Origin of the sequence: Rhizobium sp. 32-5/1, from assembly GCF_029537235.1 — a bacterium.
GTDB lineage: Bacteria > Pseudomonadota > Alphaproteobacteria > Rhizobiales > Rhizobiaceae > Pararhizobium.
Map to the genome: position 1 here is coordinate 3,122,301 of NZ_CP120638.1, position 21,691 is coordinate 3,143,991.

General features: G+C 60.3%; 10 protein-coding genes and 4 pseudogenes. 2 read left to right on the forward strand and 12 right to left on the reverse strand.

Translation table 11 applies throughout. From position 1 onward, the window contains the following. Window positions 1-435 precede the first annotated feature (435 nt). Both P6U16_RS15670 and P6U16_RS15675 read left to right on the forward strand, forming a co-directional pair. Window positions 436-627, forward strand: a complete 192-nt coding sequence (locus P6U16_RS15670) for a DUF4160 domain-containing protein (protein WP_277701321.1) — start codon at window positions 436-438, stop codon at window positions 625-627. Next, window positions 620-1,032: pseudogene (locus P6U16_RS15675) on the forward strand (DUF2442 domain-containing protein). Before P6U16_RS15670 ends, P6U16_RS15675 begins: the two are co-directional and overlap by 8 nt. Here P6U16_RS15675 and P6U16_RS15680 read toward each other — a convergent pair. The 12 genes and pseudogenes from P6U16_RS15680 to P6U16_RS15735 form a co-directional block, all read right to left on the reverse strand. Beyond that, the gene (locus tag P6U16_RS15680) at window positions 1,029-1,508 is read right to left on the reverse strand and encodes a chemotaxis protein CheW (RefSeq protein WP_277701322.1); all 480 of its coding nucleotides are present in this window, start codon (window positions 1,506-1,508) and stop codon (window positions 1,029-1,031) included. The pseudogene P6U16_RS15675 and the gene P6U16_RS15680 overlap by 4 nt on opposite strands. Further along, window positions 1,508-3,298, reverse strand: coding sequence for a PAS domain-containing methyl-accepting chemotaxis protein (locus tag P6U16_RS15685; protein ID WP_277701323.1), 1,791 nt, complete (start codon window positions 3,296-3,298; stop codon window positions 1,508-1,510). Before P6U16_RS15685 ends, P6U16_RS15680 begins: the two co-directional genes overlap by 1 nt. Before the next feature lie 360 nt (window positions 3,299-3,658). Beyond that, window positions 3,659-4,111 carry a pyridoxamine 5'-phosphate oxidase family protein gene (locus tag P6U16_RS15690; RefSeq protein ID WP_277701324.1) on the reverse strand — a complete coding sequence of 151 codons (453 nt, stop codon included), beginning with the start codon at window positions 4,109-4,111 and terminating at the stop codon, window positions 3,659-3,661. Between the two features lie 168 nt (window positions 4,112-4,279). After that, a complete protein-coding gene (locus P6U16_RS15695) occupies window positions 4,280-5,908 on the reverse strand; it encodes an alpha-D-glucose phosphate-specific phosphoglucomutase (RefSeq protein ID WP_277701325.1) in 1,629 nt (542 codons plus the stop codon). A 4-nt stretch (window positions 5,909-5,912) separates the two neighbouring features. After that, window positions 5,913-7,363 (reverse strand): annotated as a pseudogene (gene glgA / locus P6U16_RS15700) (glycogen synthase GlgA). Between the two features lies 1 nt (window position 7,364). Further along, a pseudogene (gene glgC / locus P6U16_RS15705) lies at window positions 7,365-8,625 on the reverse strand (glucose-1-phosphate adenylyltransferase). Between the two features lie 88 nt (window positions 8,626-8,713). After that, the gene (gene glgB, locus P6U16_RS15710; RefSeq protein WP_277703868.1) at window positions 8,714-10,888 is read right to left on the reverse strand and encodes a 1,4-alpha-glucan branching protein GlgB; all 2,175 of its coding nucleotides are present in this window, start codon (window positions 10,886-10,888) and stop codon (window positions 8,714-8,716) included. 32 nt (window positions 10,889-10,920) lie between these two features. Beyond that, window positions 10,921-13,265, reverse strand: a pseudogene (gene glgP / locus P6U16_RS15715) (glycogen/starch/alpha-glucan family phosphorylase). A gap of 358 nt (window positions 13,266-13,623) precedes the next feature. After that, entirely contained in the window at window positions 13,624-14,865 is a 1,242-nt protein-coding gene (locus tag P6U16_RS15720; RefSeq protein WP_277701326.1) for a pilus assembly protein, read from the reverse strand. Window positions 14,866-15,041: 176 nt separating this feature from the next. Then, window positions 15,042-15,920, reverse strand: a complete 879-nt coding sequence (locus P6U16_RS15725) for a transglutaminase family protein (RefSeq protein ID WP_277701327.1) — start codon at window positions 15,918-15,920, stop codon at window positions 15,042-15,044. Between the two features lie 9 nt (window positions 15,921-15,929). Further along, window positions 15,930-18,344 (reverse strand): circularly permuted type 2 ATP-grasp protein, encoded by a 2,415-nt coding sequence (locus P6U16_RS15730; protein WP_277701328.1) that lies wholly within the window; start codon window positions 18,342-18,344, stop codon window positions 15,930-15,932. Beyond that, the gene (locus P6U16_RS15735) at window positions 18,345-21,677 is read right to left on the reverse strand and encodes a transglutaminase family protein (protein WP_277701329.1); all 3,333 of its coding nucleotides are present in this window, start codon (window positions 21,675-21,677) and stop codon (window positions 18,345-18,347) included. Between the last annotated feature and the right edge of the window lie 14 nt (window positions 21,678-21,691).

The window sequence follows — 21,691 nt, forward strand, 5'->3', positions numbered from 1 at the left end:
CGCCGCTCCTCATGTGTGCCTCACAAAGCCGCGCGCGATCATTATCGCGCAAAGCTGGCTTTGCATTTTAGTGGGCATTTATCTTTCGCCCGGCTGCGCCGGGCGGAACATGCCTGCACGCCCCGCCCTGTTTCAGGCGAGAGGGAAACCATTTTCTATCCGTCCACCGGATAGGAGCTTACGTCTTTCCCAATCCGGCACCGGCCCCGCCTCGCCACGACGCCTCGTTGTGTATCCGATGGCGGAACGGGATGATCATGGCACAGATGAATGGGGCGGGGAAAACGGGGATGGTTTTTTGAGGGAGGCACTCCCTAAGCGTCTGACGCTGACCCTTCGCTGCACTTGGTGCTATCGGTCATGTCTTGATATACCCAAGCTGTTGGGTTATTGTCGATTATGGTAACGCTTCTGCGCTAATATGGAATGCATTTCGTGATCTATACGGCCGATCATGAGCCGCCTCATGCCCATGTCATCGGCGAGGGTGAAGCACGGATCGACATCATCAACTTGAAGGTGATCACGCAAGGTGGAATGACCGACAAGGATGTCCGTCGGGCGGTGGATGCCATTGAGGCGAATCAGAAACTGTTTCTCGATACATGGAGTAAATATCATGATTGATGTGACCGACAGCGAACTTGTGGCAGCAAAGCAGCGGTGGGTGGCCGAGCGTGCTGAAAGGCCAATTCCGGCTTCTGTCCGTTTCGATGGTCTGTCAGAGCGTGTGATCGTTGATTTTAAAAACGGCGCATCCTTTCTGTTTCCGGCACGTGCTCTGGAGGGGCTTCAGGAGGCCACAACAGCACAATTGTCCGAAGTGGAACTTCTTGGGGAGACCGGGCTGCATTGGGAAAGTCTGGATGTCGATTATACAATAGCGGGAATCATGAGCGGAATTTTCGGTTCAAAAGCCTACATGGAGGCCCAGCGTCGCGGGGGCAGTCCCGCTCCGCTGCGAAAATTGCCGCAAGCCGTGCAAACGGCGCAAAAGGCGGGCGGCCGAAAAAGATTGGAACGCTGCTCTAGGCCGCGTAGGCTTGCGCCTCCTCTACCGGAAACATGCGGGCCAGATTGAGAAAGCAGATCATTCCGTTTTCATGCGTGATGATGCCATCGGAAAAACTTCCATTGAAAGATGTGACCACGTCGGGAATGGGTTGGATCTGGCTGCCATTGACGGTCAGAATATCGGAGACCTGATCCACCAGAAACCCAACAACCATCGAATGGATCTCCGCCACAACAATGGCGCTGCGCTCGTTCGGTACGGTTGCCGGCATTCCGAGCTTGGTCGCCAGATCGATGACGGGAATGACGATGCCCCGCAAGTTCATGACACCGAGCATTTCATGGGGCGAGCGGGGAACCGGGGTGGACGGTGACCATCCGCGAATCTCGCGGATGGTTCTGGTCATAACGCAGAATTCTTGTCCTTGCAGACGGAAGGCGATGATTTCCATCTGATCGCCAATGAGACCGGCCAGGTGCTGGGGCTTAGACATCAGAATTCCTCCCAGCTATCGCCGCCCTTGAGCGCCGCATTGCCATTGAACGCCTGGGCTACCCTGGCCGTCATCTGCCGCGCCGGTGATGCGACCGGACGAGACTGCTGGCTGGCTGGCGACGGGGCGGCACGATAGCTCGGAGTGGCCGCTCCGACGTTAAATTCGCCGAGAAGCTGGAACAATTTCTCGGCTTCGCGGGCGAGACTGTGGGCGGCGGCGGTGGTTTCCTCGACCATGGCCGCATTCTGCTGCGTGCCCTGATCCATTGTGTTGACGGCGGTATTGATTTCCTTGAGGCCGGTGGCCTGCTCCTTGGATGCTTCAACGATCGCACCGACATTGCCATCGACCTGAACAACCTGGGAGACGATTTGTTGCAAAGCCTTGCCGGTATCGCCGACCAGGGCAACACCGCTTTTCACGTGCTGGTTGGATGCGTTGATCAGTTCCTTGATCTCTTTCGCAGCTTTTGCCGAGCGCTGGGCCAGTTCGCGCACTTCCTGCGCAACGACCGCAAAACCCTTTCCGGCATCCCCGGCGCGGGCCGCCTCGACACCGGCATTCAGAGCCAGAAGGTTGGTCTGGAAGGCAATCTCGTCGATAACACCGATGATGCTTGCGATTTCGCTGGCCGATTTTTCGATCTTGCCCATGGCGTCGACTGCCTGACCGACAACATTGCCGGAATGCTCGGCATTTTCCTTGGTCTTGCGGACCAGTTGCCCGGCCTCCTGGGCGCGATTGCTGGAATCCGCCACGGTCGTGGTGATTTCCTCAAGCGCCGCAGCCGTCTCCTCAACCGAAGCGGCCTGCTGTTCCGTGCGTTTCGCGAGGTCGTTGGAAGCAGACTGGATCTGCTGGGATGCCGCCGCAATCGCGCCGGCATTCTGCGAGATCGTCTGCAAGGTGCCGCGCAACTTGGAGGAGGCTCCGTTGAAGTCCAGACGAAGTTTTTCCAATGTCGGCAGAAACGGCACACTGAGCATTTGCGTCAGGTCGCCATCGGACAGGGCGTTGAGCGCACCCGCCAGTTGATCGACATTGCCGACGCGGGTGGTGACGTCGGTGGCGAATTTCACGACCTTGAACACCTTGCCGTTCATATCGAAAATCGGATTGTAGGAGGCCTGGATATAGACCCGCTTGCCGCCCTTGCCGATCCGCAGGAACTCATCCGCGACAAATTCTCCGGAGGCGAGCGTCGCCCAGAACCGGCGATAGTCGTCGCTGTTTGTATAGCTGGGCTCGCAGAACATCGCGTGGTGCTTGCCCTGAATTTCCGACAGCTGATAGCCCAGCGTGCTCAGGAAATTTTCGTTGGCCGTGATGATATCGCCCTTCGGTGTGAACTCGATCACCGCCTGGGCGCGGGAAAGGGCGCCGATCTTGCCCTCGTCCTCGGCGGCTTTCAGTTTCTGGGCCGTGATGTCAGTGGCGAATTTGACGACCTTATAGGGTTTTCCGCCGCGAAACACCGGATTGTAGGAGGCTTCGATCCAGACTTCGCCGCCATCCTTGGTGATCCGTTTGTACTGACGACGATCGAATTCGCCGCGTCCGAGCTTTGCCCAGAATTCCCGGTAGTCCGAACTCGCGACTTCCGTAGGGTCGACAAAAATGCGGTGGTGCTGGCCCACGATCTCGGAGACCTGATAACCCAACGCCCGGCAAAAATTCTCGTTTGCAGTGATGATCGTCCCGTCGAGCTTGAACTCGATGATCGCCTGCGATTTGCTCATCGCCACGAGTACCGCCTTCGCATCCGAGCCTGCGCCAAATCCCAACATATCCGTCCTCCAAAATCGTCATAGGGTGGAAAGTGCGCTTACTCAGTTGTCGATGAACAAGTGTCACTCTGATAACCCCAATTATTAGGTTCAGATACTTAAGAATAAGTGAAGCCTCTAATATGAAATGCTTATATTTGATTCAAATTGAACTTATTTTGGCCTTCACGGAGAGATGTTCAACTCCTTGGCGCAGAGCCTCTCGGTGTTTACAATCCTGAGTGATGAATATAGGGCTCAGTTAGAATTCGAGCACACTGTTTTTGCAACTGCGCGCCATTGCCGCGATCCTCGACGTGCCAGAAAAAGACAGCTTTGCATCAGTCCGGGCGAAGTTTATGCTGCCCACACAGACTGCACTCACGCGTTTGTTGCACGGCGTCCCGAAAGCGTTTCGATTTCGATGCTGTAGAAAACAGGAAGCAGATCAGGACCTGCGGTCGCGGCCGTATCGGGTTTGTAGGATCCCGGTTCCCACCAGTTGCCGCGCTCCTGCAGAAGCGACCAGGCCTGGATATGCTGGCCATGCCATTTTTCGTCGTCGGGCAGTTCCCGGTAAAGACCCTCGACCAGCACGCTCTGCCATTCTTCGTCCGTCGTCAGGGTCTCGATCTGGATGCAGGCGCGCGGGTTTGCGCGGAGACAATCGATCTTCTTACCGGGCAGGGAAAAGCTGTAGAACGCACCTTCCTTGAACACATACCGGATCGGGACGACATAGGGTCGGTCGCCTGCGATACAGCCGAGATGCCCGAACCGGTTGGCGGCGAGCATCAGCTTGCATTCCGCTGTTGTCATGTCTCGAACGTTCATCTGGCACTCCTTGACTCCGGCTGGAGCAAGGGCTCCGATCATCCGGAGAGTTGCAGCACGGCAGATACCTTTGCGCCTTTTAGCGCCATCTCGCAAATGCAAGGGTGCTTACAAACGATGGCCTTCGGCGCCCTGGATCAAACCAAGGCGCCGAATGGACCTTTGACCTCAGGTAATGACGCTTGGTTCCGTCCGGCCCGTGCGCTCCTTGATACCGGCGATTTCGTCGGCCACGGTGATCAGGTCGGCCAACGCTTCCTGCGTTTCGAAGTGATGGCGGTCGGCGTCCGGTTCGTAGCGTTCGATATAGACGCGCAGGGTGGCACCCGATGTGCCGGTGCCGGACAGGCGGAAGACGACGCGCGAGCCGCCTTCGAAGAGAATGCGGATGCCCTGGTTGTTGCTGACCGACTTGTCGACCGGATCGTGGTAGGAAAAGTCGTCGGCGGTCTCGACCTTGAGCGCGCCGAAGCTTTTGCCCGGCAGCGTGCCGATCTGGTCGCGCAGCGCCTGCATCAGGCCGTTTGCGGCATCCGAATCGACCTCTTCGTAGTCATGGCGCGAATAGTAGTTGCGGCCATAGGTCGTCCAATGCTGACGGGCGATGTCAATGACGCTTTCCATGCGTACGGCCAGGATGTTGAGCCAGAGCAGGACAGCCCAGAGACCGTCCTTTTCGCGCACATGGCTGGAGCCGGTGCCGGCACTTTCCTCGCCGCAAATGGTGACGCGGCCGTCATCCATGAGGTTGCCGAAGAACTTCCAGCCCGTCGGGGTCTCATACATGCCGATGCCGAGCTTTTCGGCCACCTTGTCGGCGGCAGCACTCGTCGGCATGGAGCGGGCGATGCCGGCAAGGCCCTTGGAATAGCCGGGCGCGAGGCTGGCATTGGCGGCAAGCATGGCAAGGCTGTCAGACGGTGTGACGAAAATGCCCTTGCCGATGATCAGGTTGCGATCGCCGTCGCCATCGGAGGCGGCGCCGAAGTCCGGGGCGTCGTCGCCCATCATCTCCTCGTAAAGCGCGCGGGCGTGGACGAGGTTGGGGTCGGGGTGATGACCGCCGAAATCGGGCAGTGGAATGAAATTGAGAACCGAACCCTTGGCGGCGCCCAGGCGGTTTTCGAGGATTTCCTTGGCGTAAGGGCCGGTAACCGCGCTCATGGCGTCGAAGACGATGCGGAAGCCGCCGCCGATCAGGTTGCGGATCGCCTTGAAGTCAAAGAGCTTTTCCATCAGCTCGGCGTAATCGGCGACCGGGTCGATGACCACGACCTCCATGCCGGCAACGGTCTGGCTGCCTTCGCTGTCGAGATTAACGTCGGCGACAGTGGCGATCTTGTAGCTGTCGATCACCTTGGTGCGGGCATAGATCGCGTCGGTGACCTTTTCCGGCGCCGGGCCGCCATTGCCGATATTGTACTTGATGCCGAAGTCTTCGGTGGGGCCGCCGGGATTGTGGCTGGCCGAAAGCACGATGCCGCCGAAGGCCTTGTATTTGCGGATGACGTGGGATGCAGCCGGAGTCGACAGGATGCCGCCGCGGCCGACCAGCACGCGGCCGAAACCGTTTGCCGCCGCCATCTTGATGACGAGCTGGATGACTTCGCGGTTGTAGTAGCGGCCATCGCCGCCGACCACCAGGGTCTGGCCCTTGAAGCCGTCGAGGCTGTCGAAGATCGCCTGGATGAAGTTCTCGGCATAGTTTGTCTGCTGGAAGACCGGGACCTTCTTGCGAAGGCCTGATGTGCCGGGTTTCTGATCGCCAAAGGGCGTGGTCGCAACGGTTTTGGTCATAGTATCAGCCTTTCACGAGAAGTCCGGAATAGAGGGCGGCATAACGCTCGGCACTCTTTTCCCAGGAAACGTCAGATTTCATGCCCTGCGCCTGCAGGCGTGCCCAGGCCTTCGGCTCGTTGTAGAGCGCAAAGACGCGGCGCAGTGCAAGGCGCAGCCCGTCGGCGGTGACGGGGGAGAACTGGAAGCCGGTGGCGACGCGCGCGGCAAGGGCTGCCTCATTGGCATCGATGATCGTATCGGCAAGCCCGCCGGTGCGGGCGACGACGGGCACGCAGCCATAGCGCAGGCCGTAGAGCTGGGTGAGCCCGCAGGGCTCAAACCGCGACGGGATCAGGATGGCGTCGGAGCCGGCCTGCAGCAGATGCGACAGAGGCTCGTTATAACCCATGACGACGCCGACGCGGCCGGGATGGCGGCTGGCAGCATCGAGGAAGGCATTTTCCAGCACCGGATCGCCGGAGCCGAGCACGGCCAGCTTGCCGCCGCTCTCGACGATATAGTCGATGGTCTCGGCAAGCACGTCCATGCCCTTCTGCCAGGTCAGGCGGGAGACGACACTGAAGATCGGGCCGGGTATCGCATCGAAGCCGAAGTGCTTCGACAAAGCGAGCTTGTTTTCCGCGCGCCGCTTCATCTTGTCGGCGCTGTAAGGGGCGGCGATATGCGGGTCGGTGCGCGGATCCCAGACATCGGCGTCGATGCCGTTGACGATGCCCTTCAGGCCGGAAAGCCGGGCGGTCAAAAGCCCTTCAAGCCCCATCCCGAATTCAGGCGTCAGGATTTCCTGGGCGTAAGATGGGCTGACGGTTGTGATCGCGGTCGCGGCCTGCAGGCCGCCCTTGAGGAAGCCGACATCGCCGTAATATTCGACGTAGTCCACCGTGAAGGCTTCCGGCGGCAGAGCGAGTTCCGGAAATACCATAGGGCCGAATTGCCCCTGGAAGGCGATATTGTGGATGGTCAGTACGGTCGGCATGCCTGACGCCGGGCCGAAGCGCATGTAGACCGGGGTCAGGGCCGCCTGCCAGTCGTGGACATGCACGAGGTCCGGTTTCCAGTCGGACAAAAGTCCGCCGGCGATCTCGGCAGCCGTCAGCGACAGGGCAGCGAAGCGGCGGAAATTGTCGGGATAATCCAGGCCAGCCTTGTCGACATAGGGGCCGCCCTCTCGGTCGAACAAGGCAGGTGCGTCGAGGACGAGGATGTCGAGGCCGTGATGATCGACGGCAAGGATTGACGCGGGGTGGCCGAACAGATTGTCGAAACCGCCGATCCGTTCCGCCTTGGTTGAGTTCTGGCCGATCTTCTGCAGGACAACGGGGTAGCCCGGCAGAAGCGTGCGCATCCGGATTCCATGAGGTTTCAGCGCCAAGGGCAGGGCGCCCGCCACGTCGGCGAGCCCCCTGTCTTGATCAGCGGAAAGACCTCGGATGCGACCGATAGGATTTCCATGTCAGAGGCCCAGTCTGTCGATCATCTGTTGGGTGATCAGGCAGATGCCGTTTTCCGAGCGGCGGAAGCGCTTGGCGTCAAATTCCGGATCATCGCCAACGACGAGCCCTTCCGGAATGACGACGCGGCTGTCGATGACGACGTTCTTCAAGGACGCATGCCGACCGATCTTCACATCAGGCAGGATCACGGCGCCATCGAGCCGCGAGTAGGAATTGACCCGGACGCCGGTGAACAGAAGGCTGCGGTTCAGCGCTGCGCCGGAGATAATGCAATCGCCTGACACAAGCGAGGAGGTGGCCGAACCGCGGCGGTTTTCATCGTCATGGACGAATTTTGCCGGCGGCTTGATCTCGGCGAAGGTCCAGATCGGCCAGGTCGAATCGTAGATGTCGAGTTCCGGCGTCACATGGGTCAGGTCGATATTGGCCTGCCAGTAGGCGTCGATCGTGCCGACGTCGCGCCAGTAGGCCTCGCGCTCGAAATCGGAACGGACGCAGGACTGGGTAAAGCGGTGGGCGACGGCTTTGCCGTGATCGACGATGTAGGGGATGATGTCCTTGCCGAAGTCGCGGCTGGAATTCGGGTCGGCGGCATCGCGGCGCAGAAGTTCCATCAGGAACTTGGTGTGGAAGACATAGATGCCCATCGAGGCGAGCGCCATCTCCGGATTGCCCGGAATGCCTGGTGGATTGGCCGGTTTCTCGACGAAGGCGATGACGCCGTCCTTTTCGTCGACGTGCATGACGCCGAAGCCGACGGCTTCCATGCGCGGCACTTCGAGGCAGCCGATGGTGACGTCGGCGCCCGAGATCGACGTGCTGCTGCAGCATCAGTTCGTAGTCCATCTTGTAGATGTGGTCGCCGGCCAGGATGACCATATATTCGACGCCGTAATCCTCGATGATATCGATGTTCTGGTAGACGGCGTCGGCCGTGCCTTCATACCACTGCGTCTCGGAGACGCGCTGTGAGGCCGGCAGGATGTCGAAGCTTTCGTTGCGTTCCGGGCGGAAGAAGTTCCAGCCGCGCTGCAGATGGCGGATCAGCGAATGCGCCTTGTACTGCGTCGCCACACCCATGCGGCGGATGCCGGAATTGAGCGCGTTGGACAGGGCGAAGTCGATGATTCTGGCCTTGCCGCCGAAATGCACGGCCGGTTTGGCACGACGATCGGTCAGTTCCTTGAGACGGCTTCCCCGGCCGCCGGCAAGCACATAGGCCATCGCGTCACGGGCGAGGGGCTGTATTCGTTTTTCCATGGTCTTCCTCCCGATAGAATGGTTCCGAAGCGAAAAGGGTGTCGATCCGACGCCCGCTTCACCCAAATTGCTTTTGCACGTCGCCGTGCTAGTCGTGCTCCAGCATCAATGTCGCCAAAGGCGGCAATGTGATCGATGCGGATATCCCTCCCGAACTGTTCCTGACTGCCTGAACGGCCCCTCCATTGCCCTTACCGCTGCCGCCATAAATCTCGGCGTCGCTGTTGAGGATTTCCTTCCACCGCCCCTCCAACGGCAGCGGTATGGAATAATTTTCGCGATAGACCGGCGTGAAATTGCTGATCACGGCGACGAGTTTCTCGCCCGGCGCTTTGCGCAGAAATGCAAAGACCGAATTTTCGCTGTCGTCGGCGATCAGCCATTCGAAGCCTTCGCCCTCGCAGTCACGGGCATGCAGCGATGCCTTGTTGCGATAGGTGCCGTTGAGATCGCGCACCAGCCGGCGCATGCCTTCGTGAAGAGGATATTCGAGCAGGTTCCAGTCGAGCGGGCGGTCCTCCGCCCATTCGCGCCACTGGGCGAATTCCTGGCCCATGAACAAAAGCTTCTTGCCGGGATAGCCCCACATGAAGCCGTAGTAGGCGCGAAGATTGGCGAATTTCTGCCAGTCGTCGCCGGCCATCTTGGCAATCAGCGAGCCCTTGCCGTGCACCACTTCGTCATGGGACAGCGGCAGAACGAAATTCTCGCTGAAGGCATAGATCAGCCCGAAGGTCATGTCGTTGTGGTGGTGCTTGCGATGGATCGGCTCGCGCGAGAAATATTGCAGCGTGTCGTGCATGAAGCCCATGTTCCACTTGAAGCCGAAGCCTAGGCCGCCAGCGTGGACCGGTGCCGACACTTTCGGCCAGGACGTGGATTCCTCGGCGATCGTCAGGATGCCGGGGTGGCTGCCATAGACCTCCTTGTTCATGGTCTGCAGGAAGCGCACGGCATCGAGGTTTTCGTTGCCGCCATACTCGTTCGGCACCCATTCGCCGTGCTTGCGCGAATAATCGAGATAGAGCATCGACGCCACCGCATCGACGCGCAGGCCGTCGAGATGGAATTTCTCCGCCCAGTACAGCGCATTGTTGACGAGGTAGGAAAACACTTCGGCGCGGCCGAAATTGTAGATCGCGGTGTTCCAGTCGGGATGGAAACCCTGGCGCGGGTCCTCGTGCTCGTAAAGCGCCGTGCCGTCGAACCAGCCGAGCCCGTGGGCGTCCGTCGGGAAATGCGCAGGCACCCAATCGAGGATGACGCCGAGACCGACCTTGTGGGCGCCGTTGACGAAGCGGGCAAAGCCCTCGGGTTCGCCGAAGCGCGCCGTCGGCGCATAGAGACCGGTAGTCTGGTAGCCCCAGGACGGATCGAACGGATATTCGGTGACGGGTAAGAACTCGATATGGGTGAAACCCATGTCGACGCAGTAGGGGATCAGCCGTTCTGCCATCTCGTCCCAGCTCAGCATGTCGCCATTGTCGCGCTTCTGCCAGGACGCGGCATGAACCTCGTAGATCGAAATCGGCTGGCGGCGGGCATCGACGCTCGCCCAATGGGCGCGGTGCGCCTCATCCTGCCAGACCTGGGCGATTTCGCCCGTGGTCATCGAGGCGTTCTTCGGCCGCAGTTCCGAGCGGCGGGCGAAGGGATCGGCCTTCAGCGGCAGCAATTCGCCGTTCTTGCCGACGATCTCGTATTTGTAGACCATGCCTTCCTGCACGCCTGGCAGGAAGATTTCCCAGATGCCGGTGTCGGAGCGCAATCGCATGACGTGACGGCGGCCGTCCCATTCGTTGAACTCGCCGACGACCGACACGCGCCGGGCATTCGGGGCCCAAACGGCAAAGTGAAATCCGTCGGCACCATCGTGTTTCAGCGGATGGGCGCCGAGCTTGTCGAACAGCCGCAGATGCGAGCCTTCGCGGATATAATAGTCATCCATCGGACCGAGAACCGGTCCGAAGCTGTAGGGGTCGGTGACGACCCATTCGCCGCCGTCATTGCGGGCGCGGTAGCGCAGCGGTTGGGGTTTCTTGAGGGCAACGGTGCCTTCAAAAAAGCCGGCATCGTCACGCCGCGTCAGCGTGCCGATGTCCTTGCCGGACAGGGTTTCCGCCGTTACCTCCCAAGCGCCGGGTATGAAACAGCGGGCAATATATTCCTTGCCGACCGCATGGACGCCAAGCACCGAAAATGGATCCGTATGCGTGCCGGACAGGATCGCTGCGATTGCTTCTGGAGCCAGCGAGCCCGCCATATTTGATGTGGAGCCATCTATTGGTGCTGATGTCATCCGGCTCTCCAGATTTCCCCGGCATATTGCCGGATTGTGCGGTCGGACGAGAACCATCCCATGCGCGCGGTGTTACGGATCGTCTTCGAATACCAGGACGCAGGTTGGGTCCAGAGCACGTCGATTTCGCGCTGGGCCTTGGCATAGGCGTCGAAGTCTGCAGCCACCATGAACCAATCGTGCGAATAAATGCCGTCGACGAGGCTGGTGAAGCGGTTGCGGTCATCCGGCGAAAACACGCCCGACGAGATCGCCAGCAGAGCCTGCGACAGTTCCCGCGATTCCTCGATGATGGCGCGGGGATTGTGACCCTCGGCGCGGACCTTGGCGACTTCGTCGGCAGTCATGCCGAAGATCTTGATGTTTTCCTCGCCGACCCAGTCGCGCATCTCGACATTGGCGCCGTCGAGTGTGCCGATGGTCAAAGCGCCGTTCAAAGCGAATTTCATGTTGCCGGTGCCCGACGCTTCCATGCCGGCGGTCGAAATCTGTTCGGAAAGGTCGGCCGATGGGACGATGATTTCGGCGAGCGAGACGTTATAGTTGGGTACGAAGACGACCTTGAGCAGGCCGCGCACGGCCGGGTCATTGTTGATGACCTTGGCGACGTCGTTTGCGAGCTTGATGATCAGCTTGGCGTTGTGATAACTCGGCGCCGCCTTGCCGGCGAAGAGCTTGACGCGCGGCACCCAGTCCATTTCCGGATGCGACCGCATCTGGTCGTAGAGCGCGACAGCCTCGATGATGTTCAGCAGTTGACGCTTGTATTCGTGGATACGCTTGATCTGGATGTCGAAGATCGCCGAGGGGTCGAGCTTGATGCCCATGCGGCCCTGAACGAGTTGCGCCAGCTTGACCTTGTTGGAGCGTTTGATCGCGGCGAACGCCTGCTGGAAATCTGGCTTGTCGGCATAGGCGTCCAGCGCCTGCAGCGCTTCCGCATTGTCCATGAAATCATCGCCGATCGTCTCGCGGATCAGGTTGAACAGGTCCGGATTGCACTGCATCAGCCACCGGCGAGGGTGATGCCGTTGGTCTTGTTGTTGATGCGGGCCGGGTACAATTTATGCAGGTCGGCGAATACGGTTTCCTTCATGAGCTCGGTATGTAGGGCGGAAACGCCGTTGATCGAGTGCGAGCCGACAAAAGCGAGATTACCCATGCGCACGCGGCGGTCGCCGCTTTCGTCGATCAGTGAAATGTTGCGCACTTCCTGGTCGGTGTGGATTTTCTGCTTGCGGGCCTCCAGCAGGATCTTGGCATTGATCGCGTAGACGATCTGCATGTGGCGCGGCAAAAGGCGCTCGAAGAGTGGCACCGGCCATGTTTCCAGCGCTTCCGGCAAAAGCGTGTGATTGGTATAGGAGAAGGTCTTGCGGGAAATTTCCCAGGCCTGCTCGAAATCCATGCCGTGGACGTCCATCAACAGGCGGATCAGTTCGGCGATCGAAACCGCGGGATGGGTGTCGTTGAGCTGGATCGAGACCTTGTCCGGCAGGGAGGTGAAGTCCGGGTACTGCTGCAGGTGGCGGCGCAGAATGTCCTGCAGCGAGGCCGACGAGAAGAAGAATTCCTGCCGCAGGCGAAGTTCCTGGCCAGACGGCGTCGCATCCGCAGGATAGAGTACGCGGGCAAGGCTTTCCGCCTTGTTGCTTTCCTTCAGCGCGCCGATGTGGTCCCCGGCGTTGAAGGCATCGAGCAGAATGGGATCGATCGGGTGGGCTGACCAGAGGCGAAGCGTGTTGACGCGCTTGGCGCGCCAGCCGACGACCGGGGTGTCGCAGGCCGTGGCGATGACGCGCTCGGCGGGCTTCCAGACGTAGCGTGTCAGTTCCTCGTCAACGTTCACGGTTTCGACCGAGCCGCCGAAGCCGATTTCATAGGAGCTTTCACGACGCTCGAACTCCCAGGGGTTGCCGTGGGCAAGCCAGGTTTCCGGCAGTTCAACCTGCCAGCCATCCGCCATCTGCTGGCGGAAGAGGCCGTGGACGTAGCGAATGCCATAGCCGTAAGCCGGAATATCGACGCTCGCCATCGATTCCATGAAACAGGCAGCGAGACGGCCAAGGCCACCATTGCCAAGAGCTGCGTCCGGCTCCAGCAGGGCGATGACGTCGATATCGACGCCGAGCGACGATAGCGCCTGGCGCAGCTCGTCCATCAGGCCGATGTTCGTCACGGCATCGCGCATCAACCTGCCTATCAGGAACTCCAGCGAGAGATAATAGACGCGCTTAGCGTTCGTCCGGTACGTCTTGCGGGTGGATTCCATCCAGTTGTCGGTGATCCGGTCGCGGACCACGAGGATGCTGGCGGTCATCCAGTCATGCGGCTTTGCCACCTTCGGATCCTTGCCGATACGGTAGGTCAGGCGCTCGAGGATTTCCTGTGCAAGGACTTCGGGGGTGGAGGCGCGGGGGCTGCGCTGAGGTGGTCGGAGTTGGACGGACGTGTCATGGAAACGGACTTACCCTCTTGAAGAGATTTGGGAGACCGGAGGCCGAACACCAACGGGGCGTGGCCAATTTATGCACCGATACGAAGCGCTTGCAATAAGTGTTTTCAATAAGATGAAAATTGAAGGACTTGTTTTTTAGCGATGCCTTTATATCCGCAAAAGCAGGCGCCCCGGCAATTTACAAACGCAAATCACCCGCCAGGATCGCTCCTGACGGGTGATTTTTATTTTCTGCTACCGTTTATTGGGTCAGGCGTGAGGTGAGTTCGGAAGCCTTTTCGCCGATATATTTGAAAGCGCTCGTCAATTCGCTGGCGTTTTCCGCCGGAAAATAATGCTTGCCCGAAGTGGCGCAATATTTCAGCAGTGCCTGACCTCTGGACGGCGCCATGAAGGCGACGCTGTACACTTCGATGTTTTCCGTGCGCGCCTTGTCGCAGTATTTCTTTGTTTCGGTGTCCGACGCGGTGTTGTTGGATTTGTTGTTGTAATAGTTGTTCTCGCCGTCCGTCATAAAGACGATGTATTTGGTCGGAACCTGGCCGTTCTGGTTTTTATGGGCCGTTTCCTCGGTGCTGGATACAATTTTGTTATAGGCAAGTTTGAAGGCCTGGCTCGAATCCGTGCCGCCTGTGGCGCTGAGCGCGTTGACATAGGCGAGCGCTGCCGTCTGCCCCCAGGCCAGATTCGTCTGGGGCTGCATGGCGTCATTGTAGGATACGGCACCCATTCGCACCAGCTGTCCGGTCGGGTCTGCCGTCTTCAACTGGGTCAGGAGATCCGCCGTCGCCAGCTTCAGCGCCGCGATTTTTGTCAGGTAGTTGTCGGCAGTGCAGGTTTTCGACACCCATTTCCAGCCACTGTAGTAACTGCAATCGTAAGTGTAAGTGGGATTGTCGCTGTCGATCGTGCTGGTCTTCTCGCCCATCGAGCCGGAACGATCGAGTACGAGGAACATCGAGAGCGCATTCTTCGCCTCCGTCGAGCTTTCCGCCTTTGAAACGGCGCTGACGGTGGCGCTCTCCTTGCCGAGCAGCCGTGTCATCGGGTTAAGCGCCACTGTATGGTCGTAGGCAATAGCGACCTTGAAGGTCTTGCCGTTGCCGAGCGTCGCGGCTTCTGTGATATCGACTTGCGCGACGGTGGCGATGTCGCCATCATCCCCGGCGCCGGCGTTTGATTTCCCTGTTTCGTCGAGGCTTTGGGTGTTGGAAAGCTGGACCTTCAGAAACTTCAGAGCAAGCAGCTTGGCGTCGGCATGGCTCACGCCCTGACCCGCGAGGGCCGAGGCGGCGGCAAGCGCTGCAGCATCGGTGGCATCCTGAATCTTGTTCTTCATCATGACCATATTGGCCATATCGATTGCCACGCCGCCCGAAGCGAGAAGAACCGGCAAGGCGATCGCCGTCATGATGCCGAAGTTGCCGGCCCGATCCGATAGAATGGTCGTAGCCTTGCGAAAAATGCTCCTCGCTCTGTCCATTTTAATTACCCTGAGATCGCCTGTGCGTTTGATAAGGCTACTCTAGTGCCTAAGTCTTAGGGCTCGATGGATCTCCGCGCTAAAATTTGATTCAATAGCAAGAAATGCCGCCATTGCAGCGGTTTCGCGCATTGAAGGTTGTCAGAAAAAGGAACACTTCGTGTTCCCATTCCGGGTCACTTGACCGGAATAACGTCCACGGCCTGTTCGGTCTTGTGGCTTCCGTAGCTTTTCAGCACACCAATAACCGGCGCGACGTCGCTGTAGTCACGTCCATGGCCGACAACAATATGGTCGGAGCCTGCCGGAATATTATTCGTCGGATCCAGTTCCATCCACCCGGACGTGGTTCCGCACCACAGGCGAACCCAGGCGTGCATGGCATCTGCGCCCTCCAGTCGCTCTTTGCCCGCCGGAGGGATGGTCCGCAGGAAACCGCTGACATAACCGGCGGGGATGCCGAGGCTGCGCAGTGCGACGATCATCACATGGGTGAAATCCTGGCAGACGCCCCGTTTGATCTTGAAGGCCTCCCGCGGCGTCGTGTCCACCGTCGTCGCCTTCGGATCATAGACGAAGTCCTTGTGGATCCTTTCGCAGATCGCGAGCGCGATCTGGCGGATGGTCATGCCGTCCTCGGCCACGTCCCGGGCATAGGCTGCGATACCCGGATCATCCGGCAGACGGGGGCTCGGCCCGATGAAATGGTGGGGTGAATTGGCGTCCAGTGTCCAACAATTGGCAATTTCAACTGGAAGGCCTGCCAGCCCCGGTGAAAAATCTGCCGTCAGAGCCTGCGCTTCCACCTGCACCCGCGCCTGCATGCGGATGACGAGTTTCTCATGGGCCTTGCGAAACAGGATCATCGTCGATGGATTGGCGAAGAAATCGGTATTTTCGCGGCGTTCTTCCGGTGCCGGGTGGCAGGTGACCGTGCCGGCCACGAGCCGTTGCCGGTCATGCAGCGAAATTGGCAGCACGCGCACGATATGCCGGCCGCCCGAAACCGGGGCTTCGTAGGCATAGGTGATCTTGAGGTTGATGTCGTACAGCATGGGACCCGATCAGCCGAGATAGGTTTGCGCGAGGATATCCGATAACCGATAAAGATCCTGTTCCAGTTGCTGATAGACTTCAACAGTCATGGCCTCCGGCGTCATCACGGCAAGTCCGGCATGCAGGCGCATCGCCTCGCGGTAGAAGGGTGACATCTGTCCATTCGAGAAGGCGTTGGGCAGTTGTTCGACCTCGGTCTTGATCTCGTTCAGCTGATAGAGGATCGAGCGGGGGTTGAGCGGGTCAAGCGCCAGAAGATCGGTAACAGTCAGCGAGGCGGTGTTGACGTTGTAGCGGCGGCGATGCGTCATGACGCTGTCGCCGATTTCGAGCAGCATATCATAGGCGCCATCAGGCGCATCGGCCCCGGACATATGGCCGAGCAGGCGCGTCATGTGCAGGCCGCGCTCCAGATAACGACCGATCGACAGAAAGCGCCAGCCGGTGAAGCGATACATGTTTTCGTGCACAAGACCGGCAAAGCCCGCGAGCTTGCGCAAAAGGATCGTCATCGCATGGGTCGCGTCGTCGCCGGCCTGGACGGTCGCCTGGAATTTCCTGGCGGTCTTCGCAAGGTCGTTGAGGGCAAGCCAGCCATCGGCGGAGAAGCGGTCGCGAATATTGCTGGCCGAAAACAGCGCGCTGTTGATGTTGGCGAGCAGGCTCGCCGGAACCGGCTCTTTCGTGTCGATGTCGAGCGCTTCGAGATACTCCGTCACATCCTTCAAAAGCGGGATGCCCGGATCGGCGGATTCGGCAAAACGTCCATGCCAGGCGCGCAGGATGCGCAGGGCGCCTTCGGCCCGCTCGATATAGCGCCCGAGCCAGAAGAGATTGTCAGCCGCCCGGCTTGGCAGGCTGCCGGGCATGTTGCGAGTAAAGCTTTCCTCGGCGGGCAGAAGCGTGGTGCGCTCGACCGGCTTCTCGCTGACGATCCAGACATCGGCGGCTGAACCACCCGCCTGCATGGCGATAGCGGCTGCATCCGCACCACTGCCGATGCGGGCAAAACCGCCGGGCATGATCTTCCAGCCATTGAGCGTGCGGGCGGCGTAGACGCGGAGACTCATCGGCCGCGGCGTCAGCTTGCCGTTCACCCACGCCGGCGTCGTCGAAAGAGTCACGACTTCCTGGCCGACGAGTTTGGCGCCATCGGTGCTGAGCCAATCGGCGATCGAGGCCTTGGCGGTATCGCGCAGGGATGAGCCGAGCACGGACTGGCCGTTGTCGTCGAAGAAGGGGCGCGTCGAATAGGCCGGACCGATGACCATCTTCTCGATGTTGTGGGCGACCTGCTCGCGTTCCGGCTGCTGGCCGCACCACCAGGTAGCGATGCTCGGCAAAAGCAGGTCCTCGCCGAGCAGGTGGCGACAGATGGTCGGCATGAAGGCGAGGAAGGCGCGGGTTTCCAGGATGCCCGAACCGAGCGAATTGACGATCGATAGGGACCCGGAGCGCAACGCCTCGACGATGCCGGGCGTGCCGATATGCGAGCTCTGGTTCAGCTCCAGCGGGTCGGCGAAGGAAGCGTCGAGACGGCGCCACAGTACGCCGATGGATTTGAGGCCGGCGACAGTGCGCACCATGACGCGGCCATCGACCACTGTCAGGTCTTCGCCCTCCAGCAGCATGAAGCCGAGATAGCGGGCGATATAGGCGTGCTCGAAATAGGTTTCGTTGGCGACACCCGGCGTCAGAACGGCGATGCGATCGTCGGGATGTTTCTTGCGCGACTGCAATTCGTCGCGAAAGGCGCTGAAGAAGCCGGCGAGCCGATGCACATGGGTTTCGGCATAGACGTCGGAAAAGGCGCGGGTTGTTGCGACGCGATTTTCCAAAGCAAAACCTGCACCCGAGGGCGCTTCGGTGCGATCCGACAGAACCCACCAGTTGCCATCAGGTCCGCGGCCGATTTCGAACGAGCAGAAGTGCAGGAAGTGGCCGTCCGCCGGCTGGACGCCGACCATCGGCCGCAGGAATTCGGGATTGGATGCGACCAGCGAAGGCGGCAGGAAGCCTTCGGCCACAAGCCGGTTCGACCCATAGATATCGGCGGCGATGCGCTCCAATAGTTCGACGCGTTGCACCAGCCCGCGCGACACGGCCTGCCATTCGGCGTCGGCGATCAGCACCGGAATATGTGACAGCGGCCAGCTGCGCTCTGAACTGTCCTTGGCGCCATAGGCCCGGTAGAACACGCCGGCATCGCGCAGGTAGCGATCGGCGCGGGCAAAACGGTTGGCGAGTTCGGTCTCGTCCATCTTGCCGATGGTTGTCAGCAGATGTTGCCAGACAGGTCGGACATTGCCCTGTGTGTCGAGCATTTCGTCGGCGATACCGGGAAGCGCCGCATAGCCGAAGACCGAATCACCCGCGATCCGGTCTCTTGTCTGCTGCGCCTCGGCCGTTTGCTTCTTGGACATTTATACCCCTGGCGGACGCCTCAGATCGAGCGTCAGCGGAAAATCGAATGACGGATGTTCCGGTTGCAGGGCGTAGCTGCCTGCCGTGTGACCCCACGGCTCGAAGCGGGCCAGCCTGCGCGCCTCGGCTTCATTGCCGTTGACCGGAAACGTGTCGTAGCTGCGTCCGCCCGGGTGGGCAACATGATAGATGCAGCCGCCGATCGAACGCTTCGACCATGTATCATAAATGTCGAATGTAAGCGGTGTATTAACCGGCAGTTGGGGGTGCAATCCCGACGACGGCTGCCAGGCCTTGTAGCGGACGCCGGCAACGGCGACGCCGCTCATTCCGGTTCCGGACAACGGCACGGCGCGGCCGTTGCAGGCGACGGTGTAGCGCTCCGGATTGGCGGTTTCGAGCTTGACCTGCAGGCGCTCCACGGAGCTATCGACATAGCGCACGGTGCCGCCCGGCGCGCCTTCTTCGCCCATGACATGCCAGGGCTCAAGCGCCTGGCGCAGTTCCAGTTTCGAGCCCATATACTCGACCTCGCCGCAGAAGGGGAAGCGGAACTCCAATTGTGCCTCGAACCACTCGGGCCTGAGATCGAAACCGTTGGCCCGCAGGTCGTCGAGCACGTCGAGGAAATCCTGCCAGACATAATGCGACAGCATGAACCGGTCGTGAAGGGCCGTGCCCCAGCGCACCAGCTTGCCTTCCGCCGGGTTCTGCCAGAAGCGTGCAATCAGCGCCCGCACCAGCACTTGCTGTGCAAGGCTCATGCGCGCGTTCGGCGGCATTTCAAAGCCGCGGAACTCCACAAGCCCCAGCCGTCCCGTCGGTCCATCAGGCGAAAACAGCTTGTCGATGCAGATTTCCGAGCGGTGGGTATTGCCGGAAGCATCCGTCAGCAAATTGCGGAACAGGCGGTCGACCATCCAGGGCAGGGGTTGCTGGCCCATGCCGGGCGTCGGCACCTGAGCCATCGCGATTTCAAGTTCGTAGAGCGTGTCGTGGCGGGCCTCGTCGATGCGCGGCGCCTGGCTGGTTGGGCCGATGAACATGCCGGAGAACAGGTAGGAGAGCGACGGATGGCGCTGCCAGTGCAGGATCAGGCTTTTCAAAAGGTCCGGCCGGCGCAGGAACGGGCTGTTGTTCGGGCTGTTACCGCCGACGACCACATGGTTGCCGCCACCGGTTCCGGTGTGGCGACCGTCGATCATGAACTTGTCGGCACCCAACCTTGTCAGGCGGGCCTCTTCATAGACGGCGGTGGTGATGGCGACGCAATCGGCCCAGTTGGAAGCTGGATGGATGTTGACTTCGATGACCCCCGGATCGGGAGCGACGCGCATGACGTTGATGCGCTCGTCCTGTGGCGGCGAATAGCCTTCGATGTGGATCGGCAGGCCAAGATCGGACGCGACCTTTTCAGCCGCGGCGATCAGCTCGAGATAATCCTCGATACGCTCGACCGGCGGCATGAAGATGCAAAGCCGGCCGTCGCGCGGCTCGACGCTGAGCGCGGTGCGGACCGCGCCGCGAATATCGGCATTGGCTGCCGCAAGAACCTGTTCGATGCGCTTCTGGCGCTCCGCTGCCGCTGCCTTGCGGGAAGCCTCGGCAAGGGCGCGCGCCGGTGCGCCGTAATCGGGCAGATCATCGCGGGGTATGGAAGGATCTGCCTCGTGGATATAGGGATATTGTGACGGCGGCACATAGGGCAGGGTGCCGAGCGGCATGCGGAACCCGATTGGGCTATCGCCGGGGATGAGGAAAATCTTGCCGCGACGGGTGCGCCATTTTTCGGAAATCCACTTCTGTCCCGAGGCCTTCGAATTCCACGCCTGAACGGGCAGGATATAGCCTGTCGGCGTCGTCAGACCGCGCTCGAACACCTTGGCGATGCGGGCGCGCTCCTCCGGGCTTTCCAGCTTGGAATTGGACGGGTCGACGTTTTCCGGCAGGCTGCCTTCCTTGATGATCCATTCGGCGGGATCCTCGAAGGCCGGAATGATCATTTCTGGTTCGATCTCCAGTTCGGCGGCGATGCCGTTGATCAGTGCTGAGGCGTCCTTGTCGGTGACCTTGGTATCCTGGCCTTCGGCGGCAATCAGGTCCGGATTGTGCCAGATCGGCTTGCCGTCCTTGCGCCAGTAGAGCGAAAACGTCCAGCGCGGCAGGCTTTCGCCGGGATACCACTTGCCCTGGCCATAGTGCAGGAAGCCACCGGGGGCGAAGCGCTCGCGCAGGCGGCGGATCAGTTCGTCGGCCTTTTCGCGTTTTGTCGGGCCAACGGCCGCGGTGTTCCATTCTTCCGATTCGAAATCGTCGATCGAGACGAAGGTCGGCTCGCCGCCCATCGTGAGCCGCACGTCGGCGCCGTTCAGCACATGATCGACGCGTTCGCCGAGCGCATTCAGCGCCTCCCAGCTTTCCTCGGAAAACGGCTTGGTGATGCGCGGATGTTCGGCGACACGGCTGACCTTCATCGCGAAGTCGAAGGTCGTGTTGGCGTCGCCATAGAGACCGCCGGAAATTGGCGCGGCATTGCGATAATGCGGGGTGGCAGCCAGCGGGATGTGGCTTTCGCCGGTGAGCAGGCCGGATGTCGGGTCGAGGCCCACCCAGCCGGCGCCTGGAATATAGACTTCGCACCAGGCATGCAGGTCGGTGAAGTCGACCTCGGTGCCGGAGGGGCCATCGAGCGCCTTCAGGTCAGGTGCGAGCTGGATCAGGTAGCCGGAGACGAAGCGGGCAGCGAGCCCGAGATTGCGCAGGATTTCGACGAGCAGCCAGCTCGAATCGCGGCAGGAGCCAAGCGCCAGCGAGAGGGTTTCCTCCGGCGTCTGGACACCGGGCTCCATGCGGATGACGTAATTGACCTTCTGCTGCAGCTTGGCGTTCAGCCCGACGATGAAATCGATGGTGCGCATCGGCGTCAGGTCGATGCCCTTGATATAGGCCTCCAGCGCCGGGCTCATCGGCTCCGGCTGCATATAAATCTTCAGGTCGTCGCGGATGTCTTCCGGATAGGTGAAGGGAAAGGTTTCGGCCTCTTCCTCGATGAAGAAGTCGAACGGGTTGTAAACCGTCATGTCGGCGACGAGATCAACCTCGATCTTCAGCTCGGTCACGGGGTCGGGAAAGACGTAGCGGGAGAGGTAGTTGCCGTAGGGATCCTGCTGCAGCGTCACGAAGTGATTGGCCGGCGTGACCTTCAGCGAGTGGCTGATGACCTTGGTCTTGGAATGCGCGGCAGGCTTCAGGCGGATGATCTGGGGGCCGAGCCGGACCGGCTTGTCGTAGGTATAGTGCGTCAGGTGATAGATGCTGGCTTTGATCGACATACGGCTTTTTATCC

Bases quoted from the DNA above. Each gene is read 5' to 3' on its own strand.
- P6U16_RS15735 (WP_277701329.1), bottom strand. From the start codon at position 21,677: ATGTCGATCAAAGCCAGCATCTATCACCTGACGCACTATACCTACGAC.
- P6U16_RS15695 (WP_277701325.1), bottom strand. From the start codon at position 5,908: ATGACCAAAACCGTTGCGACCACGCCCTTTGGCGATCAGAAACCCGGC.
- glgB (WP_277703868.1), bottom strand. From the start codon at position 10,888: ATGGCGGGCTCGCTGGCTCCAGAAGCAATCGCAGCGATCCTGTCCGGC.
- P6U16_RS15725 (WP_277701327.1), bottom strand. From the start codon at position 15,920: ATGCTGTACGACATCAACCTCAAGATCACCTATGCCTACGAAGCCCCG.
- P6U16_RS15680 (WP_277701322.1), bottom strand. From the start codon at position 1,508: ATGTCTAAGCCCCAGCACCTGGCCGGTCTCATTGGCGATCAGATGGAA.
- P6U16_RS15730 (WP_277701328.1), bottom strand. From the start codon at position 18,344: ATGTCCAAGAAGCAAACGGCCGAGGCGCAGCAGACAAGAGACCGGATC.
- P6U16_RS15685 (WP_277701323.1), bottom strand. From the start codon at position 3,298: ATGTTGGGATTTGGCGCAGGCTCGGATGCGAAGGCGGTACTCGTGGCG.
- P6U16_RS15720 (WP_277701326.1), bottom strand. From the start codon at position 14,865: ATGGACAGAGCGAGGAGCATTTTTCGCAAGGCTACGACCATTCTATCG.
- P6U16_RS15690 (WP_277701324.1), bottom strand. From the start codon at position 4,111: ATGAACGTTCGAGACATGACAACAGCGGAATGCAAGCTGATGCTCGCC.